This is a genomic window from Streptomyces sp. NPDC031132 (assembly GCF_055570595.1).
Window position 1 is genome coordinate 1 of the sequence record NZ_JBVIGX010000035.1, and the last position, 23,531, is coordinate 23,531.

General features: G+C 72.2%; 21 protein-coding genes. 7 read left to right on the top strand and 14 right to left on the bottom strand.

The features are described 5' to 3' along the window. Window positions 1-238: 238 nt before the first annotated feature. Both ACZ49B_RS32575 and ACZ49B_RS32580 read left to right on the top strand, forming a co-directional pair. Window positions 239-1,666 carry a SulP family inorganic anion transporter gene (locus ACZ49B_RS32575; protein WP_468312980.1) on the top strand — a complete coding sequence of 476 codons (1,428 nt, stop codon included), beginning with the start codon at window positions 239-241 and terminating at the stop codon, window positions 1,664-1,666. Window positions 1,667-1,777: 111 nt separating this feature from the next. Continuing rightward, window positions 1,778-3,025, top strand: coding sequence for an APC family permease (locus ACZ49B_RS32580; RefSeq protein WP_468312983.1), 1,248 nt, complete (start codon window positions 1,778-1,780; stop codon window positions 3,023-3,025). Here ACZ49B_RS32580 and ACZ49B_RS32585 read toward each other — a convergent pair. From ACZ49B_RS32585 to ACZ49B_RS32650, 14 genes are all read right to left on the bottom strand, one after another. Further along, window positions 3,009-3,533, bottom strand: coding sequence for an SMI1/KNR4 family protein (locus ACZ49B_RS32585; protein WP_468312987.1), 525 nt, complete (start codon window positions 3,531-3,533; stop codon window positions 3,009-3,011). The two genes, ACZ49B_RS32580 and ACZ49B_RS32585, sit on opposite strands and share 17 nt — an antisense overlap. Window positions 3,534-3,599: 66 nt before the next feature. Next, the gene (locus ACZ49B_RS32590; protein WP_468312990.1) at window positions 3,600-4,580 is read right to left on the bottom strand and encodes a glycosyltransferase family 2 protein; all 981 of its coding nucleotides are present in this window, start codon (window positions 4,578-4,580) and stop codon (window positions 3,600-3,602) included. A 40-nt stretch (window positions 4,581-4,620) separates the two neighbouring features. Further along, complete coding sequence (locus ACZ49B_RS32595; RefSeq protein WP_053788704.1) at window positions 4,621-5,013, bottom strand: YccF domain-containing protein; 393 nt, start codon at window positions 5,011-5,013, stop codon at window positions 4,621-4,623. Beyond that, window positions 5,010-5,873 (bottom strand): zinc metalloprotease HtpX, encoded by an 864-nt coding sequence (htpX, locus tag ACZ49B_RS32600; RefSeq protein WP_468312993.1) that lies wholly within the window; start codon window positions 5,871-5,873, stop codon window positions 5,010-5,012. Before htpX ends, ACZ49B_RS32595 begins: the two co-directional genes overlap by 4 nt. A 256-nt stretch (window positions 5,874-6,129) precedes the next feature. Beyond that, the gene (locus tag ACZ49B_RS32605; RefSeq protein WP_468312996.1) at window positions 6,130-7,677 is read right to left on the bottom strand and encodes an NADH-quinone oxidoreductase subunit N; all 1,548 of its coding nucleotides are present in this window, start codon (window positions 7,675-7,677) and stop codon (window positions 6,130-6,132) included. Beyond that, complete coding sequence (locus tag ACZ49B_RS32610; protein WP_468313119.1) at window positions 7,674-9,239, bottom strand: complex I subunit 4 family protein; 1,566 nt, start codon at window positions 9,237-9,239, stop codon at window positions 7,674-7,676. The genes ACZ49B_RS32605 and ACZ49B_RS32610 overlap by 4 nt, the downstream gene beginning before the upstream one ends. A 38-nt stretch (window positions 9,240-9,277) precedes the next feature. Further along, complete coding sequence (locus ACZ49B_RS32615; RefSeq protein WP_468312999.1) at window positions 9,278-11,278, bottom strand: NADH-quinone oxidoreductase subunit 5 family protein; 2,001 nt, start codon at window positions 11,276-11,278, stop codon at window positions 9,278-9,280. Next, a complete protein-coding gene (gene nuoK, locus ACZ49B_RS32620) occupies window positions 11,275-11,622 on the bottom strand; it encodes an NADH-quinone oxidoreductase subunit NuoK (protein ID WP_030298116.1) in 348 nt (115 codons plus the stop codon). The genes ACZ49B_RS32615 and nuoK overlap by 4 nt, the downstream gene beginning before the upstream one ends. Then, window positions 11,622-12,221, bottom strand: coding sequence for an NADH-quinone oxidoreductase subunit J family protein (locus tag ACZ49B_RS32625; RefSeq protein WP_468313002.1), 600 nt, complete (start codon window positions 12,219-12,221; stop codon window positions 11,622-11,624). Before ACZ49B_RS32625 ends, nuoK begins: the two co-directional genes overlap by 1 nt. Continuing rightward, on the bottom strand, window positions 12,218-12,835 hold the full coding sequence (locus tag ACZ49B_RS32630; RefSeq protein ID WP_468313005.1) for a NuoI/complex I 23 kDa subunit family protein: 618 nt from the start codon (window positions 12,833-12,835) through the stop codon (window positions 12,218-12,220). Before ACZ49B_RS32630 ends, ACZ49B_RS32625 begins: the two co-directional genes overlap by 4 nt. Continuing rightward, window positions 12,835-13,794 carry a complex I subunit 1/NuoH family protein gene (locus tag ACZ49B_RS32635; protein ID WP_468313007.1) on the bottom strand — a complete coding sequence of 320 codons (960 nt, stop codon included), beginning with the start codon at window positions 13,792-13,794 and terminating at the stop codon, window positions 12,835-12,837. The genes ACZ49B_RS32630 and ACZ49B_RS32635 overlap by 1 nt, the downstream gene beginning before the upstream one ends. After that, a complete protein-coding gene (locus tag ACZ49B_RS32640) occupies window positions 13,791-15,002 on the bottom strand; it encodes an NADH-quinone oxidoreductase subunit C (RefSeq protein ID WP_468313010.1) in 1,212 nt (403 codons plus the stop codon). Before ACZ49B_RS32640 ends, ACZ49B_RS32635 begins: the two co-directional genes overlap by 4 nt. After that, on the bottom strand, window positions 14,999-15,619 hold the full coding sequence (locus ACZ49B_RS32645) for an NADH-quinone oxidoreductase subunit B (protein WP_468313013.1): 621 nt from the start codon (window positions 15,617-15,619) through the stop codon (window positions 14,999-15,001). Before ACZ49B_RS32645 ends, ACZ49B_RS32640 begins: the two co-directional genes overlap by 4 nt. Further along, window positions 15,610-16,017: an NADH-quinone oxidoreductase subunit A gene (locus ACZ49B_RS32650; protein ID WP_468313016.1), complete on the bottom strand. Its 408-nt coding sequence runs from the start codon at window positions 16,015-16,017 to the stop codon at window positions 15,610-15,612. The genes ACZ49B_RS32645 and ACZ49B_RS32650 overlap by 10 nt, the downstream gene beginning before the upstream one ends. A 147-nt stretch (window positions 16,018-16,164) precedes the next feature. Between ACZ49B_RS32650 and ACZ49B_RS32655 the strand changes: the two genes are divergently transcribed. The 5 genes from ACZ49B_RS32655 (at window position 16,165) to ACZ49B_RS32675 (ending at window position 23,516) form a co-directional block, all read left to right on the top strand. Beyond that, a complete protein-coding gene (locus ACZ49B_RS32655) occupies window positions 16,165-17,403 on the top strand; it encodes a sensor histidine kinase (protein ID WP_468313019.1) in 1,239 nt (412 codons plus the stop codon). Window positions 17,404-18,107: 704 nt separating this feature from the next. Next, window positions 18,108-19,391 (top strand): sensor histidine kinase, encoded by a 1,284-nt coding sequence (locus ACZ49B_RS32660; RefSeq protein WP_468313022.1) that lies wholly within the window; start codon window positions 18,108-18,110, stop codon window positions 19,389-19,391. A 164-nt stretch (window positions 19,392-19,555) separates the two neighbouring features. Further along, window positions 19,556-20,227, top strand: coding sequence for a response regulator transcription factor (locus tag ACZ49B_RS32665; RefSeq protein WP_078622395.1), 672 nt, complete (start codon window positions 19,556-19,558; stop codon window positions 20,225-20,227). A 285-nt stretch (window positions 20,228-20,512) separates the two neighbouring features. After that, on the top strand, window positions 20,513-22,456 hold the full coding sequence (locus ACZ49B_RS32670; protein WP_468313025.1) for a 2-oxoacid:acceptor oxidoreductase subunit alpha: 1,944 nt from the start codon (window positions 20,513-20,515) through the stop codon (window positions 22,454-22,456). After that, window positions 22,449-23,516 (top strand): 2-oxoacid:ferredoxin oxidoreductase subunit beta, encoded by a 1,068-nt coding sequence (locus ACZ49B_RS32675; protein ID WP_468313028.1) that lies wholly within the window; start codon window positions 22,449-22,451, stop codon window positions 23,514-23,516. The genes ACZ49B_RS32670 and ACZ49B_RS32675 overlap by 8 nt, the downstream gene beginning before the upstream one ends. Window positions 23,517-23,531 lie beyond the last annotated feature (15 nt).

Genomic DNA, 23,531 nt, shown 5'->3' on the forward strand with positions numbered 1-23,531 from the left:
CCCCCCCCCCCCCCCCCCCCCCCCCCCCCCCCCCCCCCCCCCCCCCCCCCCCCCCCCCCCCCCCCCCCCCCCCCCCCCCCCCCCCCCCCCCCCGCGGCCGTTTCCGGGGGCGTGCGGATGATGTGCCCGGCGTGCGCGGCGCATGCGCCTCAGCGGCCCCCTATGGGCACTTGGGGAGCCCTGCGCGCGCCCACCACTCTGGTGGCAATCATCACCGCGGGACAGGGGAGGTTCTCGGATGCCTGGGGTCGACACGTTTCGCGAAGACTTCGGGGCGTCCGTCGTCGTGGCGCTCGTCGCGCTGCCCCTCTGTGTGGGGGTGGCCGTCGCCTCCGGTGTACCGGCCGAGCTGGGGATCGTCACCGGGGTGGTGGGCGGGCTGGTCACCGGGTGGTTCCCGGGGAGTTCGCTCCAGGTGAGCGGGCCGGCCGCCGGGCTCACCGTGCTCGTCTACGAGGCGGTGCACACGCACGGTGCCCGCGCGCTCGGGGTCCTGGTGCTGGCCGCCGGGGTGCTGCAGCTGGGCATGGGGGCCCTGCGGCTCGGGCGGTGGTTCCGGGCGATCTCCGTGGCCGTCGTGCACGGGATGCTGGCCGGGATCGGGCTCGTGCTGATCGCGGGGCAGCTGTACGCCTTGGGCAGCGTGCAGGCCCCCGGCGGAACCCTGGCGAAACTGGCCGCGGTGCCGGGGCTCGCCGGTGAGGCCGACTGGTCCGCCGTGGCGCTCGGGGCCGGGACCATCGCCGTCCTCGTGGCCTGGCGCCGCATGCCTGCCCGGCTGCGGCTCGTACCGGGCGCGCTCGTCGGGGTGGCCGCCGCCACCGCCGCGTCGATGCTGCTGCAGCTGCCCGTCGAGAAGGTGACGGTGACCGGGGTCCTGGAGGCCGTGGCCCCGCCCGGCTGGGGGGACTTCGGGCTGCTGGCCTCCGCCGGAGCCATGGGAACCGTGATCGCCCTGGCCCTGATCGCCTCCGCCGAGACCCTGTTCAGCGCGGCCGCCGTGGACCGGATGCACGACGGGCCCCGGACCCACTACGACCGGGAGCTCATGGCCCAGGGCGTCGGCAACACCGTCTGCGGACTGCTCGGGGCGCTGCCGATGACCGCCGTGATCGTGCGCAGCGCCGCCAACGTGGAGGCAGGGGCCCGTACCCGGGCGTCCCGGATCATGCACGGCGGCTGGCTGCTGCTGTTCGCCGTCGCGCTCCCCCAGGTGCTCGAAGTGGTGCCGCTCGCCGCGCTGGCCGGGGTGCTGCTGCACGCCGGATGGAAGCTGCTGCCGGCCCGGGCCGTCGCCCGCCTGTGGCAGACGCACCGGGGCGAGGCGGGGGTGCTGGTGGCGACGGCCGCCGCGATCGTGGCCACCAACCTCTTCGAGGGGGTGCTGGTCGGGCTCGGGCTGGCCGTGGTCAAGGCCGCCTGGGAGACCTCCCACGTGCACATCGAGGAGGTGTGGGAGGGCGGGGAGCTCCGCGTCCAGGTCATGGGCAGCGCCAGCTTCCTGCGGCTGCCGAAACTGCTCGACGCGCTGGACGCACTGCCGGCCGGGCAGCCCGTACGCCTCGACCTCAGCGGGCTGCGCCACCTGGACCACGCCTGCCTGACCGCCCTCCACGGGTGGGAGCAGAACCGCGCGCCGCTGACGGGCCGGGAGGGCGTCGTCTAGGGGGCGTCTTGCCCTCCTGACCGCCGGGCCCCCAGGGGTGTCCGGCGGTCAGGGCCGGGCTCGGGCCGCCCTGATCCGCCGGACCTTCCCCGGCCCCGCTACCCTCCGCGCGTGGACAACGAGTTGAAGCGCACGCTGGGAGTCTTCGACGCCGTGGTCGTCGGGCTCGGGGCGATGGTCGGGGCCGGCATCTTCGCCGCGCTCGCCCCGGCGGCAGGCGCGGCGGGGCCGGCGGGCGGCGCGCTGCTCGCCGCCCTCGGGGTGGCGGCCTTGATCGCCTACTGCAACGCGCACTCCTCGGCGCGGCTGGCCGCCCGGTATCCGGCCTCCGGCGGGACCTACGTGTACGGGCGGGAACGGCTCGGCCCGTTCTGGGGATACCTGGCCGGTTGGGGCTTCGTGATCGGCAAGACCGCCTCGTGTGCGGCGATGGCCCTCACCGTCGGGGCGTACGTGTGGCCCGGGCAGCAGCACGCCGTGGCCGTCGCGGCGGTGGTGGCGCTGACCGCCGCGAGCTACGGGGGCCTGCAGAAGTCCGCCCGGATCGCGCGGGTGATCGTGGCGGCGGTCCTGGCCGTGCTGGCCGGGGTCGTGGTGGTGTGCCTGACCTCGGGAGCGGCCGATGCGGGACGGCTCGGCGGCCTGGCCGGGGGCGGCGCCGGCGGCCTGCTCCAGGCGGCCGGACTGCTGTTCTTCGCCTTCGCGGGATACGCCCGGATCACCACTCTGGGCGAGGAGGTGCGTGATCCCGAGCGCACGATCCCGCGGGCGGTCCCCCTCGCCCTGGGGATCGCCCTGCTCGTGTACGCCGCGGTGGCGGTGGCGGCGCTGTCGGTGCTGGGGGCCGACGCCCTGGCGGCTTCGACGGCACCGCTGGCCGACGCGGTACGGGCCGCCGGACAGCCCGGACTGACCCCCGTGGTCCGGGTCGGTGCCGCCCTGGCGGCGCTGGGCTCGCTGCTGGCCCTGGTGCTCGGGGTGTCGCGGACCACCCTGGCGATGGCCCGGGACGGCCATCTCCCCCGCGCGCTGGCCGCCGTGCATCCACGGCATCAGGTGCCGCACCATGCGGAGCTCGCCGTGGGCGTGGTGGTCGCGGTGCTCGCGGCGACGACCGACCTGCGGGGTGCGATCGGTTTCTCCTCGTTCGGGGTGCTGGCCTACTACGCGATCGCGAACGCTTCCGCGTGGACTCTCGATTCAGCTGTCAAGGGCCGGGCCGTGGCAGCGGTCGGGCTGTCCGGCTGTGTCGTGCTGGCCTGCGCGCTGCCCCTTGCGTCGGCGGTCACGGGGGCTGCGGTGCTGGTGGCGGGCGCGCTGGCCTACGGCCTGCGCAGGCGGCTCACACGCGGGATCTGAACTCGGCCCAGGGCGCCAGGTCCAGGTCGTACTCCTCCCCCGCCGCGGAGTCCTCGCAGTACCAGGCGGTGCCGTCGAGCCAGCCGCGCAGCCAGTCGGCGAGGCTCGGGGCGTCGATGAACCAGGCCAGGTCCGGATCCCCCAGGTTCGGGTCGAACAGCAGGACTTGGGCGGTCTCCGAGCGGCAGTCGACGCAGACGTACATGCCGCAGCCCCAGTGGGCGATGGGCAGCACGCCGCCGGGCCATTTCCATCCGGATCCGCGCATCGCCCGGTAGGTGGCGACGCCGTCGTTCAGGGGCAGCAGCCCGCACTCCGGGCCGAACCCGCCGTCCCCGACGCGGGTGTAGAGCCCGGCGAGCAGCGGCGGCAGTTCGAAGCCGAGTATGAGCGCGGCACGGGCCGGCTCCTCGGCGTCCAGCGGCGCCGGCAGGGGCTTTCCGTGCCCGCCCGCACCACCATGTGCGCGGGTGGCGACTTGCTCCAGCAACTGCTCGGTCTCGTTCATGCACTCATGGTGACCCACGCCACTGACAATCGCCCTGACCTGCACCGGGAGCTCGCCGAACCCCCGTCAGTTCCCGCTCTCCCCAGGATCCTTGCCGGTGTCGTCGCGCGCCGAGTCGTACCCGATGAAGTACGTGGGCCGGCGCTGTACGGCGGTGTAGATCCTGCCGATGTACTCGCCGAGCAGCCCGACGCAGATCAGCTGCACTCCGCCGAGGAAGAGCATGCCGACGAACAGCGAGGTCCAGCCGGGCACGGTCTTGCCGAGCAGGAACACCACCAGCGTCCAGGCGATCATGACGAGGCACGTGACGAAGCTGACGACGCCGAGCCAGGTCGCGAGCCGCAGCGGGGCGGCCGAGAAGTTGGTGATGCCGTCCACGGCGAGGCGGATCATCTTGCTCAGCGGGTACTTGGTCTCGCCCGCCACCCGTTCGGCCCGGCGGTACGTGACCTGCCCGCTCGGGAAACCGAGCCAGGGCACCAGCAGCCGGTAGACCTGCTGCTGGTCGGGCAGGGCCTTGAGGGCCTCCACGGCCTCGCGGCTGAGCAGCCGGAAGTCCCCGGCCTGCGCGGGCACCTGCTTGCCGACCATGCGGCGCATGAGCCAGTAGTAGGCGGCGGCGGTGCGGCGCTTGAAGCCGGTGTCGGTGCTGCGGTCGGAGCGGACGCCGTAGACGATGTCGAGGTTCTCGGACCGGGCCAGGTCCAGCATCTCCGGTATTTTCTCCGGCGGATCCTGGAGGTCGGCGTCGATGCTGGCCACGTACGCCCCGACCGAGCTGTGCAGCCCGGCGCGCAGGGCGGCCTGGTGGCCGGAGTTGCCGCGCAGCCGGACGATGCGGAGCTCGGGCCAGTCCGTACGGAACTTTTCGAGGAGTTCGGAGGTCCGGTCGGTGCTGCCGTCGTCGACCGCCAGGACCTCGTACGGGACCCCGGTGTCGTCGAGCACCGGCCGCAGGCGGCTCACCAGGGCGGGGAGGGCCTCCTCCTCGTTGTACATCGGCACGATGACCGACAGGGTCGTGGCCGTGTTCGCAGCCGACACTGGTTCTCCCTGCCCGTGAGTACCCTCGCCGCCCTGTCGTCTACCGGGAGGCGAACGGCGCGTCGGTCGGGACGATCTCGCGGCCCAGCGGCAGCAGGGCGAGCGGGACCATCTTGAAGTTGGCGATGCCGAACGGGATGCCGATGATCGTGACGCACAGGGCGATGCCGGTGACGATGTGGCTGAGGGCCAGCCACCAGCCCGCCAGGACCAGCCACAGGACGTTGCCGATGCAGGACGCCGCGCCCGCGTCCCGGCGCTCGACCGTCGTGTAGCCGAAGGGCCAGAGGGCGTACACCGCGATGCGGAAGGCCGCGATGCCGAACGGGATGCCGATGATGGTGATGCACAGGAGCACGCCCGCCAGGCAGTAGCCCAGGAACAGCCAGATGCCGCTGAGGACGAGCCAAATGATGTTGAGGATGGTCTTCACTGACTACGGCCTGCCATCTGTTCGAGCCGGGCGATGCGCTCGGCCATCGGTGGGTGCGTGGAGAACATCTTAGAAAGGCCCTGGCCCGGGCGGAACGGGTTGGCGATCATCATGTGGCTCGCGGTCTCCAACCTGGGCTCGGGGGGCAGCGGGAGCTGCTTGACGCCGGCGTCCAGCTTGCGCAGGGCGCTGGCCAGGGCGAGCGGGTCGCCGGTGAGCTGGGCGCCGGACGCGTCGGCCTCGTACTCGCGCGAACGGCTGATGGCCAGCTGGATCACGGAAGCGGCCAACGGGCCCAGGATCATGATCAGCAGCATGCCGAGGAGGCCGGGCCCCTCGTCGTCGTTCGACCGGCCGATCGGGATCAGCCAGGCGAAGTTCACCAGGAACATGATGACGGAGGCGAGGGCTCCGGCGACGGACGAGATCAGGATGTCGCGGTTGTAGACGTGGCTCAACTCGTGGCCGATCACCCCGCGCAGCTCGCGCTCGTCGAGTATGCGCAGGATGCCCTCGGTGCAGCAGACCGCGGCGTTGCGCGGATTGCGGCCGGTGGCAAAGGCGTTCGGCGCCTCGGTCGGGGAGATGTAGAGCCGTGGCATGGGCTGGCGCGCGGAGGTGGAGAGCTCGCGCACCATGCGGTAGAGCTGGGGGGCCTCGAACTCGCTGACGGGGCGGGCGCGCATCGCGCGTAGAGCCAGCTTGTCGCTGTTCCAGTACGCGTACGCGTTCGTCCCGAGGGCGACGAGGACGGCGATGATCAGCCCGCCCCGCCCGAAGAAGCTTCCGATGACGATGATGAGTGCGGACAGCCCGCCGAGGAGTACGGCGGTCTTCAGCCCGTTGTGCCGGCGGTGCACGGTACGCCCTCCAAGTGGTGCGGCAGGGGGACCCCCGTCCGGGATCTGCGGATCTGAGGGTCTACGGTCCAGTGGACCCTCCCTTCTCGGTCAACGCGAGGTGAGGGCTTCTGGTTCCCAGGGCGTGCCGGGGCCGCCGCCCCGGTGTCCGGGGCGGCGGTGCGGCGGCGGGCGTTGCTCCGTACGGGTCACGGCGTACGGACGTGCCGACGTACGGGCGTACGTACGGGCCGTCGTACGGGTCTGCCGGCGCGGGCTACTGCGGGAACAGGCTGCCCGAGGCGAAGCGCAGGACGAGCTGCGGAGCCCCCGAGAGCACCACGGCGGTGACCGCCGTGATCACGATCGCGGCGGTGACCGGCCAGGGGGCCTTCGTACGGACGCCTTCGGCGGGGGCCTGCGGGGCGCGGAAGAGCAGCGCCGTCCAGCGCAGGTAGTAGTACAGGGCGATGACGACGTTGACGGCCATGACCACGGCCAGCCAGCCCAGGCCCGCGTCGACCGCGGAGCGGAAGACGGTGACCTTGGCGAAGAGACCGATGAGGCCCGGCGGCAGGCCGGCCAGGCAGAGCAGGAAGAAGGCCAGCGCGAGGGCGGCGGCGGGGCGCTCCGCGTACAGGCCGCGGTAGTCGCTGAGCCGGTTCAGCGGCTTCGTGCGGGCGACCAGGGCGGCCACGGCGAAGGCGCCGAGGTTCACGGCGGCGTACATGAGGGCGTAGGCGACGGTGGAGCCGATCTGGTCGCGATCGGAGTACGCGGCGGCCGCGATCGGGACCAGCAGGTAGCCGGCCTGGCCGACCGAGGACCAGGCGAGCAGCCGTACGGCGCTGCCCGGCCGGTCCGCGCGCTGGCGCAGGGCGGCGGCGTTGCCGAGCGTCATGGTGAGCGCGGCGAGGACGGCGAGGGCGGGGCCCCAGATGTCGGAGTACGCCGGGAAGGCGATCACCGTGACGAGGATGAGGCCGGTGAAGCCGACGGCCTTGCCGATCACGGAGAGGTAGCCCGCGATGGGCAGCGGCGCGCCGACGTAGGTGTCCGGGACCCAGAAGTGGAAGGGGACGGCCGCGGTCTTGAAGGCGAAGCCGACGAGGGTGAGCGCGACGCCGGCCATGGCGAGGGTGTCGAGCTGCCCGGGGACGTCCTCGAGGCGGTCGGCGACCTGGGTGAGGTGCAGGGTGCCGGTGGCGGCGTAGACGAAGCTGACGCCCATCAGCGACACGGCGGTGGCGGTGACGGAGGAGAGGAAGAACTTGAGGGCGGCCTCGGAGGAGAGCCGGTCGCCGCGGCGCATGCCGACGAGGGCGAAGGCGGGCAGCGAGGCGACTTCGAGGGCGACGATCAGGGTGGCGAGGTCGCGGGAGGCGGGCAGCAGGGCGGCGCCGGCGGCGGAGGACAGCAGCAGGAACCAGTACTCGCCGGCCGGCATGCGCGCGTCGCGGACGGTGGTGACCGACAGCAGGGCGGTGACCAGGGCGCCGGCCAGCACCAGGAACTGGATGACGAGCGTGAAGTGGTCGGCGGTGTAGCTGCACGCACCGGGGTCGGTGGCGAGGCAGAACGTGGCGCGGTCCCCGGCGCGCAGCGGCAGCAGGGTGACGGTGGCGGCGGCGAGGCCGGCGACGGAGAGCCAGCCGAGCAGCGGCTTGAGCCGTTCCGGTACGAAGAGGTCGGCGACCAGGACGACCAGGGCGACGGCGGCGGGGAGCACCACGGGGGTGATCGCGAGCCAGTCGATGCTCTGGATGAGGCTCGCGGTCTCGGCGGGCGGGGCCGTGACCGCGGTCAGGGCGGACAGGGCCGTCATGCGTTGCCTCCTGCGAGGAGCTTCTGGACGGCCGGGTCGGTGAGGCCGAGGAGGACAGCGGGCCACAGGCCGGCGAGGACGGTGAGGGCGGCGAGCGGGGTCCAGGCGGCGAACTCGTAGCGCTGGATGTCCGCGAGTTCGAGCGCGGGCCCGGGCTCGGGCAGGGTCTTGGGGTCGCCCATGCAGACGCGCCGTACGACGATCAGCAGGTAGGCGGCGGTGAGCAGGGTGCCGAACGCGCCGAAGGCCATGTAGGTGAGGAAGGCGGGCCGGGACAGGCCCTCGGCCGGGTCGAACGCGCCGAACAGGGCCAGCATCTCGCCCCAGAAACCGGCGAGTCCGGGCAGGCCGAGGGAGGCGACGGCGGCGAAGGCGAGGAGGGCGCCGAGGCGGGGGGCGCGGCCGTAGAGGGCGGCCCCGGTGGCTCCGGCGAGGGTGTCCAGATCGGCGGTCTTGTAACGGTCTTTGAGCGCACCGACAAGAAAGAAGAGAAGGCCGGTGATCAGACCGTGCGCGATGTTGGCGAACAGCGCGCCGTTCACACCGGTGGGAGTCATCGAGGCGATGCCGAGGAGGACGAAGCCCATGTGGCCGACGGAGGAGTACGCGATGAGGCGCTTGAGGTCGCCCTTGTTGCCCTTGCGGGCGAGCGAGAGACAGGCGAGGGACCCGTAGACGATGCCGATGGCGGCGAAGGCGCCCAGGTAGGGGGCGAAGGTCGCCATGCCGTCGGGCGTGACGGGGAGCAGGATGCGCACGAACCCGTACGTGCCCATCTTGAGCAGCACGCCGGCCAGCAGGACGGAGCCCACGGTGGGCGCCGCGGTGTGGGCGTCGGGCAGCCAGCTGTGCAGCGGCCACATCGGGGTCTTCACGGCGAGGCCGATGCCGATGGCGAGGACGGCCAGGAGCTGGGTGGTGTGGCTCAGTTCGCGGCCGTTGTCGGAGGCGAGGGCCACCATGTCGAAAGTGCCGCTGTTCAGCCCGATCAGCAGCAGTCCGAGCAGCATGACCACGGAGCCGAGGAGGGTGTAGAGGATGAACTTCCAGGCGGCGGCCTGCCGCTGAGCACCGCCCCAGCGGGCGATGAGGAAGTACATCGGGATGAGGACCATCTCGAAGGCGAGGAAGAACAGCAGCAGGTCGAGGACGGCGAAGGTCGCGAGGGTGCCGGACTCGAGGACGAGGAGCAGCGCGACGAAGGCCTTCGGGGACGGGCCTTCGGGGAGCTTGAAGTAGCTGTAGAGCGCGCAGAGGAAGAACAGCAGCGCGGTCATCAGGAGGAGGGGGAGCGAGATGCCGTCGATGCCGAGGTGGATCCGGACGTTCAGCGCCTGGATCCAGCTGAGGTCCGTGGTCGCCTGGAACTGGGCCGGGGCGTCGTGGTCGAAGCCCAGGGCGAGGGCGACGGCCGCGGCGAGGATCACGCCGGTCACGGTCACGCCGTGGCGCAGCACGGCCTGTTCGGGGCTCTTGCCCTTGAGGCCGGGCGGGGCCGGCAGGAGGGCCGCGGCGGCGCCGAGGAGCGGTGCGGCCACGACGAACGCCAGAAGGAACTGCATCACGGACGGGCTGATATCAATCACGGCTGACTCACGGCTCACGATCCGGCGTTGACGTTGGCGAGGACGGCGGTGGCGATCGCCAGGACCACGGCGCCGGCGAGCAGGGCGCTCAGGTAGCTCTGCACGTTGCCGGTCTGGGCCCGGCGTACGAGGCTGCCGAGCAGCCGGGGGCCGGCGCCCGCGCCGCGGACGTACGTGTCCACGACCTCGCGGTCGAGGAAGCGGACGAGGCTCGCGGCCGCGCGGACGGGACGGACGAACAGCCGGTCGTAGACGGCGTCGAGGTGGAAGCCGTCGGCCGCGTGGCGGTGCAGCGGGCCGAGCAGCGCCCGGCCGGGGTCGGGGGCGGCGCCGGCCGGGACGGCGGGGTGGTCGTGGGTGACCTCGGCGACCTCGGGGGTTTCGGCGGCGGACTCCGCGGCGGCGGCGGACGCGGACGCGCCGGCTCCGTAACCGACGGCGGCGGCCTTGGCCGTGGCCCGCTGCCACAGGGCGTAGGTCAGCACCGCGCCCACGGCGGCGGCTCCCGTGCCGAGGACCGAGGTGGTCAGGGACGGGGTGAGTTCGTTGCCGTCGAACCAGTCGGCGATCGGGCCGGCGGCGAGGCCGAAGCCGATCGTCGGGATCGCGAGCAGCCACAGCACGCCGGTCATGGCGACGGGCTCCTTGCCGTGGTCGGGGGCGGCGGCGCCCCGGCCGCGGAAGGCCATCAGCCACAGCCGGGTGGCGTAGGCGGCGGTGAGCACGGCGGTCAGCACGCCGGCGACGAGCACGACCCAGCCGGCGGCGCTGGGAGCGGACTCCGAGTGCCCGCCGGCGGCGTGCTCGGCGGCGACGAGGACGGCTTCCTTGGAGAAGAAGCCGGCGAAGGGCGGGATCGCGGCGAGCGCGAGCAGCGCGATCGTCATGGTCCAGAAGGCGTCGGGGATGCGCTTGGCCAGGCCGTCCATACGGGACATGGCGGCCAGGGAGTTCGTCCCGGCGGCGTGGATGATCACGCCCGCGCCGAGGAAGAGGAGCGCCTTGAAGAAGCCGTGGGACAGGAGGTGGAAGACGGCGGCGCCTCGGTCGCCGACGGCCAGTGCCCCGAGCATGTAGCCGAGCTGGCCGACGGTGGAGTAGGCGAGCACGCGCTTGACGTCGTCCTGGGCCAGGGCGGCGAGGCCGGAACCGAGCATCGTGACGGCCGCCATGACGGCCATGACCACCAGTGCGGCCCGGGAGGCCGCGAAGACCGGGAGGAGACGGGCGACGAAGTAGACACCGGCGGCGACCATCGTCGCGGCGTGGATCAGCGCGGAGACCGGGGTGGGGCCCGCCATGGCGTCCGGAAGCCAGGTGTGCAGCGGGAACTGAGCGGACTTGCCCGCGACGCCGGCGAGCAGGAGGAGCGCGATCAGCGTCGGGTGGTCGAGCCCGCCCGCGGCGACGGTGCCCAGGATCTTGGTGATCTGGAAGGAGCCGGCGTCGGCGGCGAGCGCGAACAGGCCGATCAGGAAGGGGACGTCGCCGAGCTTGGTGACGAGGAAGGCCTTGAGGGAGGCGGAGCGGGCCGCCTCGGTCTCCCAGTAGTGGCCGACGAGGAAGTACGAGCAGATGCCCATGATCTCCCAGCCGACCAGCAGCACCATCAGGTCGCCGGAGTAGACGACGAGCAGCATGGCGGAGGTGAACAGTGACACCAGAGCGGCATACGACGGGTAGCGCGGGTCCTCGCGGAGGTACGCCGTCGAGTAGAGCTGTACGCAGGTGGCGACGACGCCGACCAGCACGGCGACCAGCACGGCGAAGCCGTCCAGGTAGAGCGCGAGGTCGATCGGCACCGAGCCGGTCGGGGTCAGCTCCGTCGAGGCGACGATCGGCCGGCCGCCGCCCTGGCGGACGGCGACGACCACGGCCAGCACGGCCGCGGCCAGCGCCGGCAGCACCGCGAGGGGCCGGACGAACCCGGGGGCGCTGCGGCCGAACAGCAGTCCCGCCACCGCGCCCAGGAAGGGCAGGAGCGGGACGAGGACCGCGAGGGTCGTGGTGCTCACGCGGTGACCTCGCTCTGGTTGTTCGGGGCGGGCTCGTGGCCCTCGGCGGTGTCGCGCAGCCGGTCGACGTCCGAGGTGCCGCGGTTGCGGTACACCATCAGCACGATCGCGAGGCCGATGCCGATCTCGGCGGCGGCGATGGCGATGGTGAAGAGGGTGAGGGCCTGGCCTGCGTGCAGGGTGTCGCGCAGCCAGACGTCGAAGGCCACCAGGTTGAGGTTGACGGCGTTGAGCATCAGCTCGACGGACATCAGGACCAGGATGGCGTTGCGGCGGGCGAGCACTCCGTACAGGCCCGTGCAGAAGAGGAGCGCCGCGAGCACGGCGGGATAGGCGAGGTGCATCAGCGCTGCTGCCCCTTCGTCTTGTCGTCGGGTCCACCGGCGGCGGCGTCCCTGCGGGAGAGCACGATGGCGCCGATCAGGGCCGCGAGGAGGAGGACGGAGAGGGCTTCGAAGGGCAGTACCCAGTGCTGGAAGAGCATCTCGCCGGTCACCTGGGTGGAGCCCTGGACGGGGCCGTCGAGATCGATCCAGGTGGTGCGGAACGCGTCGACGACGACCCAGACGAGCGCGGTGGCCGCGACGAGGGCGACGCCGAGCGCGACCCAGCGGTTGTTCGAGTCTGCGTCCGGGGAGTGGCCGATGGGGGCCTTGGTGAGCATCAGCCCGAAGAGGAGGAGGACGACCACGGAGCCGAGGTAGATCAGGACCTGGACCCAGGCGATGAACTCGGCGGTCAGCAGCAGGTACTCGACGGCGATCCCGCCGAGCGCGACGACCAGCCAGAGGGCGGCGTGCACGAGCTGCTTGGTGGTGACCGTGATCGCGGCCGCGCCGAGGGTGGCGAGGCCGACGAGGACGAAGGCGATCTCGACGCCGGTCGGGGAGAGGAACCCGTTGCCCGTCGCCGCGGCGGCGAGGGCGGTGGCTGCGGGGGTCACGCGTCTCCCTCCGGGGTGTTCGGGGCATCGGTCCCGGGCGCGGCGGGCGCGGCGGGGTCAGCGGGTGCGGTCGGCTCCGCGGCGGCTGCCGCGGCTGCGGCCTCGGCCTTCTCCGCGGCCTTGCGGGCGGCGGCGATCTCCTTGGGCTCCTCGGCGGCCGGGTCCAGGGCGGGCGGCGCCGGGACGGTCCACATCCACTCGCGGAGCTTGTCGCGCTCGTGGGTGAGTTCGAGGATGTCCGTCTCCGCGTACTCGAACTCCGGCGACCAGAAGAGGGCGTCGAAGGGACACACCTCGATGCAGATGCCGCAGTACATGCAGAGGGAGAAGTCGATGGCGAAGCGGTCGAGGACGTTGCGGCTGCGCTCGCGGCCGCCGGGGGCGGCGGCCGGGACCGTCTCCTTGTGGGAGTCGATGTAGATGCACCAGTCGGGGCACTCGCGGGCGCACAGCATGCAGACCGTGCAGTTCTCCTCGAACAGGCCGATGACCCCGCGGGTGCGGGGCGGGAGCTCGGGCTGCACCTCGGGGTACTGGGCGGTGTGCGCGCGCTTCGTCATCGTGCGCAGGGTGACGGCGAGGCCCTTGGCGAGGCCGGATCCGGGGATGGGCATTACTGGATCGCCACCTTCACGATGCCGGTGAGCGCGATCTGGGCGAGCGCGAGCGGGATGAGTGTGGTCCAGGCGAGCTTCTGGAGCTGGTCCTCGCGCAGCCGCGGATAGGTGACGCGGAGCCAGATCACGACGAAGGCGAGGACCGCGGTCTTGAGGAGGGTCCAGACCCAGCCGTCGGCGATCGGGCCGTGCCAGCCGCCGAGGAACAGGACCGTGGTGAGGGCACAGAGGACGACGATGCCGGCGTACTCGGCGAGCAGGAACAGCGCGAAGCGCAGGCCGGTGTACTCGGTGTACGCGCCGAAGATGATCTCGGAGTCGGCGACGGGCATGTCGAAGGGGGGACGTTGGAGTTCGGCGAGGCCGGCGATGAAGAAGACGAGCGCGCCGGTGATCTGCCAGGGCAGCCACCACCACTGGAAGGCGTCGACGATGCCGGGGAGGGACACGGTCCCGGCGGCCATGGCGACGGAGGCGGCGGCCAGCAGCATGGGGAGCTCGTACGCGAGGAGCTGCGCGGCGGTGCGCAGGCCTCCGAGCAGGGAGAACTTGTTGGCGGAGGCCCAGCCGGCCATCAGGCTGCCGAGGACGCCGACGCCCATGACGGCGAGTACGAAGAACAGTCCGGCGTCGATGACCTGCCCGACCGCGCCTTCGCCCGGGCCGATGGGGACGGCGATGAGGACGAGGAGGTACGGGAGCAGGGCGACGGCGGGGGCGAGCTGGAAGATGCGGCGGTCGGCGTTGGCCGGGACGACGTCTTCCTTCTGCGCGAACTTCACGCCGTCGGCGACGAGCTGGGCCCAGCCGTGGAAGCCGCCGGCGTACATGGGGCCGAGGCGGCCCTGCATGTGCGCCATCACCTTGTGCTCGGTCTGCCCGACGACGAGCGGGAGCACGAGGAAGACGGCGAAGACGACGATGAGTCGCAGGGCGACGTCGAGGACGTCGTTCACGCGTCGCCTCCGTGGTCGGATTCGGATTCAGGGGTGTGGCCGGTCCCGGGCCCGGTCTCCGAGCCGGGGTCGGTCTTGGGCGCGGAGTCGGTCTTCGGCGCGGGCTCGGGCCGGGGGCCGACCTTGGGCGTGGACTTCGGCTCGGCCTTCGGGCCCGGGTCGGCCGCGGGTGCGGAGCCGGCCTTGGGCTCCGGTGCCGCATCCGCGTCCGGTGCCGATTCCGGTGCCGATTCCTGGTCCGCGAAGGCGGGCTGGGGATTGTGCCAGGGCGCATCCGTGCTGCGGGGGGCCGGGCGCCGGCCCGGCGCCACCGTGCGCCCGGCGGCCGCCTGGCTGGCCGAGCCGTCCGAGGCCGTGCGGGTACGGCGGGCCGGCCGCGGGGGGGCGTCGGCCTGCGATGCGTCCTCGGCTTCCGTCGCGGGCGGCGTCGCTGCGGCTTCCGCCGGCGGGACGGCCTGGCTGGCCGAGCCGTCCGAGGCCGTGCGGGTACGGCGGGCCGGGCGCGGGGTCTCGGCGTCCGCCTCCACCGGCGGGGTCGCCGGGGCGTCCGCTCCCGGGCGGGGGCGGCGGGCCGGGGCGCCCTCGCGGGGGGCGCGGGCGGTGCGGGCCGGGCGGGCGGGGGCCGGCGGGAGCTGGCCCTTGAGCGGTCCCCAGTCGTTGGGGTCCGGGACTCCCGGCGGGAGCATCTGGCGGCGCTTCGGGGCGTCGGGGTCGTGGGCCTCGCCCGGCTCCTTGGCGCCCGGCCAGGCCTTCGCGACGCGCGCGGCCAGGACGAAGTCCTTGCGCAGCGGGTGCCCCTCGAAGTCCTCCGGGAGGAGGAGGGGGACCAGGTGCGGGTGGTCGGTGAAGACGACCCCGAACATCTCGTGCGTTTCGCGTTCGTGCCATTCCGCGCCCGCGTAGATCGCGACCGCGGAGGGGAGGGACGGCGCCGAGTGCGGGACCGTCGTACGCAGGAGCAGGCGGCGTACGCGGTGGTTCTCGAGGGACACGACGTGGGCGCAGATCCGGAAGCCGGTACCCGGCTCGTCCACCGCGCTCAGCCAGTCGAAGTACGTGCAGCCCAGCTTGTCCCGGGCGATCTCCAGCGACGGGATCCAGCTGCCGACCGGCACGTCAACCGTCAGGACTTCGTACGCGAACGAGGCAACGGCCTCCGCGCCGAAGATCGTCGCAGCCGCGTCGGGGAGGGAGTCGTAGAGGTTCATGCGTCGGCCCCCGACTGCGGCGCCGACGCCGGCGCGGGCGGCGGCGTGACCAGGCCGCTGGTGAGCTGCGCGACCGACGGGCCCGCCGTGTAGCGGTCCGCCAGCGATTCCCGAGCGATCTTCTCCTGGAGCTTGAGAATGCCCTGCAGCAGCGCCTCCGGGCGCGGCGGGCAGCCGGGGACGTAGACGTCGACGGGGATGATCTGGTCGACGCCCTTCGTCACCGAGTACGAGTCCCAGTACGGCCCGCCGCAGTTGGAGCAGGCGCCGAAGGAGATGACGTACTTCGGCTCCGGCATCTGCTCGTAGAGCCGCTTCACGGCCGGGGCCATCTTGTCCGTCACCGTGCCCGAGACGATCATCAGGTCCGCCTGGCGCGGGCCGGGCGCGAACGGGATGACGCCGAGCCGGATGAAGTCGTGCCGGGCCATCGAAGCGGCGATGAACTCGATCGCGCAGCAGGCGAGGCCGAAGTTGAAGACCCACAGGCTGTAGCGGCGGCCCCAGTTCAGGACCACCTTCATGGGCTCCGGGGCGAGGCGGGAGAGGACTCCCAGGCGCTTGGGCTCCGGGAGCAGCTGGGGCTCGGCCGGCGTCGCGGCCGGTGTCACGTCCATTCGAGGACGCCCTTCTTGTACGCGTAGAGCAGGCCGACGGCCAGGAAGCCCAGGAAGACGAACATCTCCACGAGCGTCGCGGCGCCGTAACCGGCGGCGGCGAACACCGTCGCCCACGGGAAGAGGAAGATCGAGTCGACGGCGAAGATGACGTAGAGGAACGCGTAGACGTAGTAGCGGACCTGGGTGTGCGCCCAGCCCTCGCCGACGGGGTCCACACCGCACTCGTAGGTCAGCAGCTTCTCAGGGGTCGGGACGACCGGTCTCAGCAGGCGGCCCGCGCCGAACGCGACGGCCACGAAGAGCACACCGAGGACGGCCAGCAGGCCGACGACCGAATAACTCCGGAAATAGTCCGCTGCGAGCACGGTTACGGTCGATACCGTTGGGTCGGGCACGTCCGTTCCTCGCTCCTTGGCCACTGTCGACGATCTGGTACGGACGGGAGTCTAGGGCCTGGTTCACACAGGGTGGGGTTATCCCCCGTTTACTGCGGCCCGGCTGCCCCATGGCACCCGCGGGGCGATATTGGCAGGCTGGGGCGCATGACCGCGCGCATTCAAGTCTCCCACCAGGCTCCCGACAACGACCGGCCCCCTCCCGTACGTCCGGCTCTGGGGGCCGTGGCGTGGAAGGAGACCGTCCATCTGTTGAGCAATCTTCCGCTCGCCCTCGTCGGGTTCGTCTACACCGTGACCATGGTGGGGACCGCGGGCGGCCTGTCCGTGACCGCGATCGGTCTTCCGCTGCTCGCCGGCGGTCTGCTCCTGTCCCGCCAGCTGGGACGGCTGGAGCGGGCGCGGGCGCGCGCACTGCTCGGCGTACGGGTGGAGGAGCCGACCCCGCTGCCGGGGCCGCGGCGGGCCGGCGGGTTCTTCCCCTGGCTGTGGGCGGGCGTGAAGGACCCGGTGGCCTGGCGGACCGTGCTGTACGAGCTGGTGCGGCTGCCGTGGGGGGTGCTGACCTTCGCGGTGGCGCTGGTCGGGCTGCTGGTGCTGTGGCCGGTGCTGCCGTACGTGACGCGCTGGCTGTCGAACGTGGACCGGCTGATGGTACGAGGGCTGCTGTCGCCCTCGGACGAGCTGGAGCGGCGGATCGCGGAGCTGGAGTCCGACCGCGGGGTCGTCGTCGACACGGCGGCGGCCGACCTGCGGCGCATCGAGCGGGATCTGCACGACGGCGCGCAGGCGCGGCTGGTGGCGCTGGCGATGGGGCTGGGCCTGGCCAAGGAGAAGCTGCTGGAGGATCCCGAGGGGGCGGCGGCGATGGTGGACGAGGCGCACGGGGAAGTGAAGCTGGCGCTGCAGGAGCTGCGGGACCTGGCGCGGGGGATCCACCCGGCGGTGCTGACGGACCGGGGGCTGGATGCGGCGCTGTCGTCGGTGGCTTCGCGGTGCGTGGTGCCGGTGAAGGTGGCGGTGGATCTGCCGGAGCGGCCTGCGGCGGCGATAGAGGGGATCGCCTACTTCACGGTGTCGGAGCTGCTGCAGAACGTCAGCAAGCATGCGGGGGCGCGGGGCGCGAGTGTGGAGGTGTGGCGGACTGCGGGCTCGGGCGCGGGCGCGGGCGGGCGGGAGTCCGCGGTCGCCGGGGCTGCCGCCGGGACGCGGCTCTTGATCCGGGTGTCGGATGACGGGCGGGGCGGGGCCGATGCGGTGGGGGGATCGGGGCTGGCGGGGCTGGCGGAGCGGCTGCGGGCCGTGGACGGGGTGTTCGTGGTCGACTCCCCCGAGGGGGAGGGGACGGTGGTGACGGCGGAGCTGCCGTGGCGGGGGCGCGGCTGATGCCGGGGCCTCGGCTTCAGCCTCGGCCTGTGTGATCGGGACTCCCGTCCGGGTGGGGGCGGGGGTCCCGTCCGGTTACGTGTCCGGCGGAGGGTGGCTGGACCCTGCGGGGCCGTCCCCTACCCGCCCTTCCGCCGTTCCCCGGGGCTGCGCCCCGGACCCGGGCAAGACCCCGGGGGCACCACCCCCGACCCCCGCGCCTCAAACACCGGCGGGCCGGAAGGGGGGCGAGCCCGGCTCGGGACGGGGGCTGACCCCGGGGCCGGACGGGCACCCGCGCCTCCGCGGCGGGGCCGAAAGAGGGGACCGGCCCGGGGCCCGACCCCCGCGCCTCGAACACCGGCGGGGTCGGAAGGGGGGCGAGCCCGGCTCGGGACGGGGGCTGACCCCGGGGCCAGCCAGGCACCCGCGCCTCCGCGGCAGGGCCGAAAGAGGGGACCGGCCCGGGGCCCGACCCCCGCGCCTCAAACGCCGGCGGGGCCGAAAGAGGGGACCGGCCTGAGGCCCGGACCCCCGCGCCTCGAACACCGGCGGGGCCGGAAGGGGGGGGCGAGCCCGGCTCGGGGTGGGCTGGAAATGCGGTGAGCGGGGGGTGGTGGGGTTATCCCCCCTGTCGGGACGCCCACCTGCCCGATGGATCGGGAGGCGGGTGGGCGGGAGGGTGGGGTGGGTTGTCCGTGGAAGGCGAAGGGCGGGTTGGGATCATGCGGATCGGTGAGGTGTTGCGGGCTCCGTTCCAGGGGCGGACGTGGCGGGAGTTCGGGTACCTGATGCTCGGGCTGCCGCTGAGCGTGCTGTACTTCTCGCTCGCGATCACCGGCGTCAGCCTCGGCGCCGGGCTGCTCGTCACCTTCCTCGGGATCCCGGTCCTCGCCGGGGTGCTCGCCCTGTGCCGCGGGTTCGGACGGGTCGAGCGGGCCCGGGTGCGCGGCCTGCTCGGGGTCGACATCGCGGAGCCCGCGCCCGTCCGGGCCGGGAAGCGGGGTCCGCTCGCCGCCATGGGCGCGGTGCTCAAGAGCGGCAGCGCCTGGCGGCACGCGCTGTACTCGGTGATCCACCTCCCGTGGGCGATCTTCGCCTTCACCGTGGCACTGGTGTTCTGGGCGTACGGATGGGCCCTCCTGCTGTACCCGGTGTGGTTCTGGGTCTTCCCGGCCTACACCGACCAGCCGGGCCTGCAGCTGTTCCAGAACGACGATGACAGCTTCTACCTCGACTCCCCCGCCGAGATCGTCCTCGCCTGCCTGGTCGGGCTCGGGTTCACCCTGGTCACGCCCTGGGTGGTGCGGGCCCTGACCACCGTCGACCGCGTCCTGGTCGGCGGGCTGCTCGGGCCGTCCCGCCTCGACCACCGCGTCACGGAGCTCGAATCGGACCGCGGGGTCGTCGTCGACACCGCCGCCGCCGACCTGCGGCGCATCGAGCGGGACCTGCACGACGGCGCGCAGGCCCGCCTGGTGGCGCTGGCCATGGACCTCGGGCTGGCGAAGGAGAAGCTCGCCGAGGACCCCCGCGCCGCCGCCCGGATGGTGGACGAGGCGCACGGGGAGGTGAAGATCGCGCTCCAAGAGCTGCGCGACCTGGCCCGCGGGATCCACCCGGCCGTACTGACGGACCGCGGTCTGGACGCTGCCCTGTCCTCCGTGGCCTCCCGGTGCGCGGTGCCGGTACGGGTGTCCGTGGACCTGCCGGACCGGCCGGCCTCCGCCGTCGAGGGGATCGCGTACTTCACCGTCTCGGAGCTGCTGCAGAACATCAGCAAGCACTCCGGGGCCCGTACCGCGGGTGTGGACGTCTGGAGGTCCGGGGACCGGCTGCTGATCCAGGTCGCGGACGACGGGCGCGGTGGCGCGAGCACCGACGGCCCCGGTACCGGGCTGGCGGGGCTCGCCGAGCGGCTGGACGCCGTGGACGGGGTGCTGGTCGTGGACTCGCCGGCCGGCAGCGGCACCACCGTCACCGCCGAGCTCCCCTGGCGTACCAGGTAGATCCCGCACGTCCCGGAGGGATCCCGGACAAACCCCTCGGCTCCACCGCTTCGGCCCCTTCGGCCACGCGTTGATCCGGTCTCGCCTACATCCGTCCTCGAGGCTGGGATGCTTGGCTGAGTCAGGGACATCGGGGAACGTGTGATCGCGGGAGCTGCTGGATCGTGGAAGACAGGGTACGGGTGGTCATCGCCGAGGATTCAGTGCTGCTGCGTGAGGGCCTGACCCGGTTGCTGACCGACCGGGGGCATGACGTCGTAGCGGGCGTCGGGGACGCGGAAGCCCTGATCAAGACGGTGGCGGAGCTGGCGGCCGAGGACGCCTTGCCGGATGTGGTGGTGGCCGACGTACGGATGCCGCCGACGCACACCGACGAAGGCGTACGGGCCGCCGTACGGCTGCGCCGGGAGCATCCCGGGATCGGCGTGCTCGTGCTGTCGCAGTACGTGGAGGAGCAGTACGCCACCGAACTGCTGGCCGGTTCCAGTACCGGCGTGGGGTACCTGCTGAAGGACCGCGTGGCCGACGTACGGGAATTCCTGGACGCCGTCGTACGCGTGGCCAGGGGCGGGACCGCCCTGGACCCGGAGGTGGTCGCCCAGCTGCTCGGGCGCAGCCGGAAGCAGGACGTGCTGGCGGGGCTGACCCCGCGCGAGCGCGAGGTGCTGGGCCTGATGGCCGAGGGCCGGACCAATTCGGCGGTGGCCAAGCAGCTCGTGGTCAGCGACGGAGCGGTGGAGAAGCACGTCAGCAACATCTTCATGAAGCTCGGGCTGTCCCCGAGCGACGGGGACCACCGGCGAGTCCTGGCCGTCCTCACCTACCTGCGGTCTTGATCGGAACACCCCTGATCGACATGCGGGGCATTGATCAAAACCTTGATCAACTGACACTCTGTCAGGTACGGCAGTACCGCACCTGGCCGCAGGGAGCTCGCACTATTTCTGCACGGCACGCAATCTCGGAATCTCTCGGAATTCCGCGGAATCCCGCGGAATTCTCTCGACAGACCGCCGCAGACGACGGTCCAGAATACGAGCGTCCCCCGAGGAGGCCACTCCTACCGACGTAGGGTTGACCTTGGGAGCGGGAACGCCAAGCCTCGAAGGAGGTCCAGTTCAGTGACCAGCCAGGTCAGTAGCCCAGCCGAACAGGCCGACGGGGCCGAAGGGGCTGTAGTCGGCGAACAACGGACGCCCCCGGGCCCGAGCGGCAAGGAAGTACGCCGCCTCGACCGGGTGATCATCCGGTTCGCAGGTGACTCGGGCGACGGTATGCAGCTCACCGGCGACCGGTTCACCTCGGAGACGGCTTCCTTCGGGAACGACCTCTCCACGCTGCCGAACTTCCCGGCCGAGATCCGCGCCCCTGCCGGCACCCTGCCGGGCGTCTCTTCGTTCCAGCTGCATTTCGCCGATCACGACATCCTGACGCCGGGCGACGCCCCGAACGTGCTGGTGGCGATGAATCCGGCGGCGCTGAAGGCGAACATCGGGGACGTTCCGCGCGGCGCCGAGATCATCATCAACACCGATGAATTCACGAAGCGCCCGATGGCCAAGGTGGGCTACGAGACGTCACCGCTGGAAGACGGCTCGCTGGGCGCCTACAACATCCACCCGGTGCCGCTGACGACCCTCACGGTCGAGGCGCTGAAGGACTTCGGGCTCTCCCGCAAGGAGGCCGAGCGCAGCAAGAACATGTTCGCGCTGGGCCTGCTGTCCTGGATGTACCACCGGCCCACCGAGGGCACGGAGAACTTCCTGCGCCAGAAGTTCGCGAAGAAGCCCGACATCGCCGAGGCGAACGTGGCCGCCTTCCGGGCGGGCTGGAACTTCGGCGAGACGACGGAGGACTTCGCGGTCTCCTACGAGGTCGCCCCGGCGACCCGGGCCTTCCCGACCGGCACGTACCGCAACATCTCCGGGAACCTGGCCCTCGCCTACGGGCTGATCGCGGCGGGCCGGCAGGCCGATCTGCCGCTCTACCTGGGCTCGTACCCGATCACCCCGGCCTCGGACATCCTGCACGAGCTGAGCAAGCACAAGAACTTCGGCGTGCGCACGTTCCAGGCCGAGGACGAGATCGCCGGCATCGGCGCGGCGCTCGGCGCGGCCTTCGGCGGCGCCCTCGGCGTGACCACCACCTCCGGTCCCGGAGTCGCGCTCAAGTCCGAGACGATCGGGCTCGCGGTCTCGCTCGAGCTGCCGCTGCTGATCGTGGACATCCAGCGCGGCGGCCCCTCCACGGGCCTGCCGACCAAGACCGAGCAGGCGGACCTGCTCCAGGCCATGTACGGGCGCAACGGCGAGGCCCCGGTGCCGATCGTGGCTCCGAGGACCCCGGCGGACTGCTTCGACGCGGCCCTGGACGCGGCGCGGATCGCGCTGACGTACCGGACGCCGGTGTTCCTGCTCTCCGACGGCTACCTCGCGAACGGCTCCGAGCCCTGGCGGATCCCGGACATCGCGGACCTCCCGGACCTGAAGACGCCCTTCGCGACGAGCCCCAACCAGGAGCTCGCGGACGGCACCGAGGTCTTCTGGCCGTACAAGCGCGACCCGCAGACGCTGGCCCGCCCCTGGGCGGTCCCCGGGACGCCCGGGCTGGAGCACCGGATCGGCGGCATCGAGAAGCAGGACGGCACGGGCAACATCTCGTACGACCCGGCCAACCACGACTTCATGGTCCGCACCCGCCAGGCCAAGATCGACGGCATCGACGTCCCCGACCTCGAGGTCGACGACCCCGACCGGGCCCGCACCCTCGTCGTCGGCTGGGGCTCGACCTACGGCCCGATCACCGCTGCCGTCCGCCGGCTGCGGAGCGCCGGAATCCCGGTCGCACAAGCCCATCTGCGCCACGTCAACCCCTTCCCGAGGAATCTCGGGGAGGTCCTGAAGCGTTACGACAAGGTAGTGGTGCCGGAGATGAACCTCGGGCAGCTCGCCACCCTGATCCGGGCGAAGTACCTGGTCGACGCCCAGTCGTACACCCAGGTCAACGGAATGCCGTTCAAGGCTGAGCAGCTCGCGAAGGTTCTCGAGGAGGCCATCAATGACTGAGGTGACCGACGCCCCCCACCTGCTCTCGCTGGTCCCCAAGGCCGAGGCCAAGCAGTCCATGAAGGACTTCAAGTCGGACCAGGAGGTCCGATGGTGCCCCGGCTGCGGCGACTACGCGGTGCTCGCGGCCGTCCAGGGCTTCATGCCCGAGCTCGGACTGGCGAAGGAGAACATCGTCTTCGTCTCCGGGATCGGCTGCTCCTCCCGCTTCCCGTACTACATGAACACGTACGGGATGCACTCCATCCACGGCCGCGCCCCGGCGATCGCCACCGGGCTGGCCACCTCGCGCCGCGACCTGTCGGTGTGGGTGGTCACGGGTGACGGCGACGCGCTGTCCATCGGCGGAAACCACCTGATCCATGCGCTGCGCCGCAACGTCAACCTCAAGATCCTGCTCTTCAACAACCGGATCTACGGGCTGACCAAGGGCCAGTACTCGCCGACCTCCGAGGTCGGCAAGATCACCAAGTCCACGCCGATGGGCTCGCTGGACGCGCCCTTCAACCCGGTGTCCCTGGCGCTCGGCGCCGAGGCCTCCTTCGTGGCCCGGACCGTCGACTCCGACCGCAAGCACCTCACCGAGGTGCTGCGGGCGGCCGCGGACCACCAGGGCACGGCGCTGGTGGAGATCTACCAGAACTGCAACATCTTCAACGACGGCGCCTTCGAGGTCCTGAAGGACAGCACGCAGGCGCAGGAGGCGGTGATCCGGCTGGAGCACGGGCAGCCGATCCGCTTCGGCGTCGACGGGCACAAGGGCGTCGTACGCAACCAGGCCACCGGTGAGCTGGAGGTCGTCGCGGTGACCCCCGAGAACGAGGCCCGGATCCTGGTCCACGACGCGCACACCGCAGGCCCGACCACCGCGTTCGCGCTGTCCCGGCTGGCCGACCCCGACACCCTGCACCAGACGCCCATCGGGGTGTTCCGCAGTGTGGAGCGGCCGGTGTACGACACGCTGATGGCCGAGCAGCTCGACACGGCCATCGACAACAAGGGCAAGGGCGACCTCAGCACCCTGCTCGCCGGCAACGACACGTGGACGGTCGTCGGCTGACCCTGCGACCGGCAC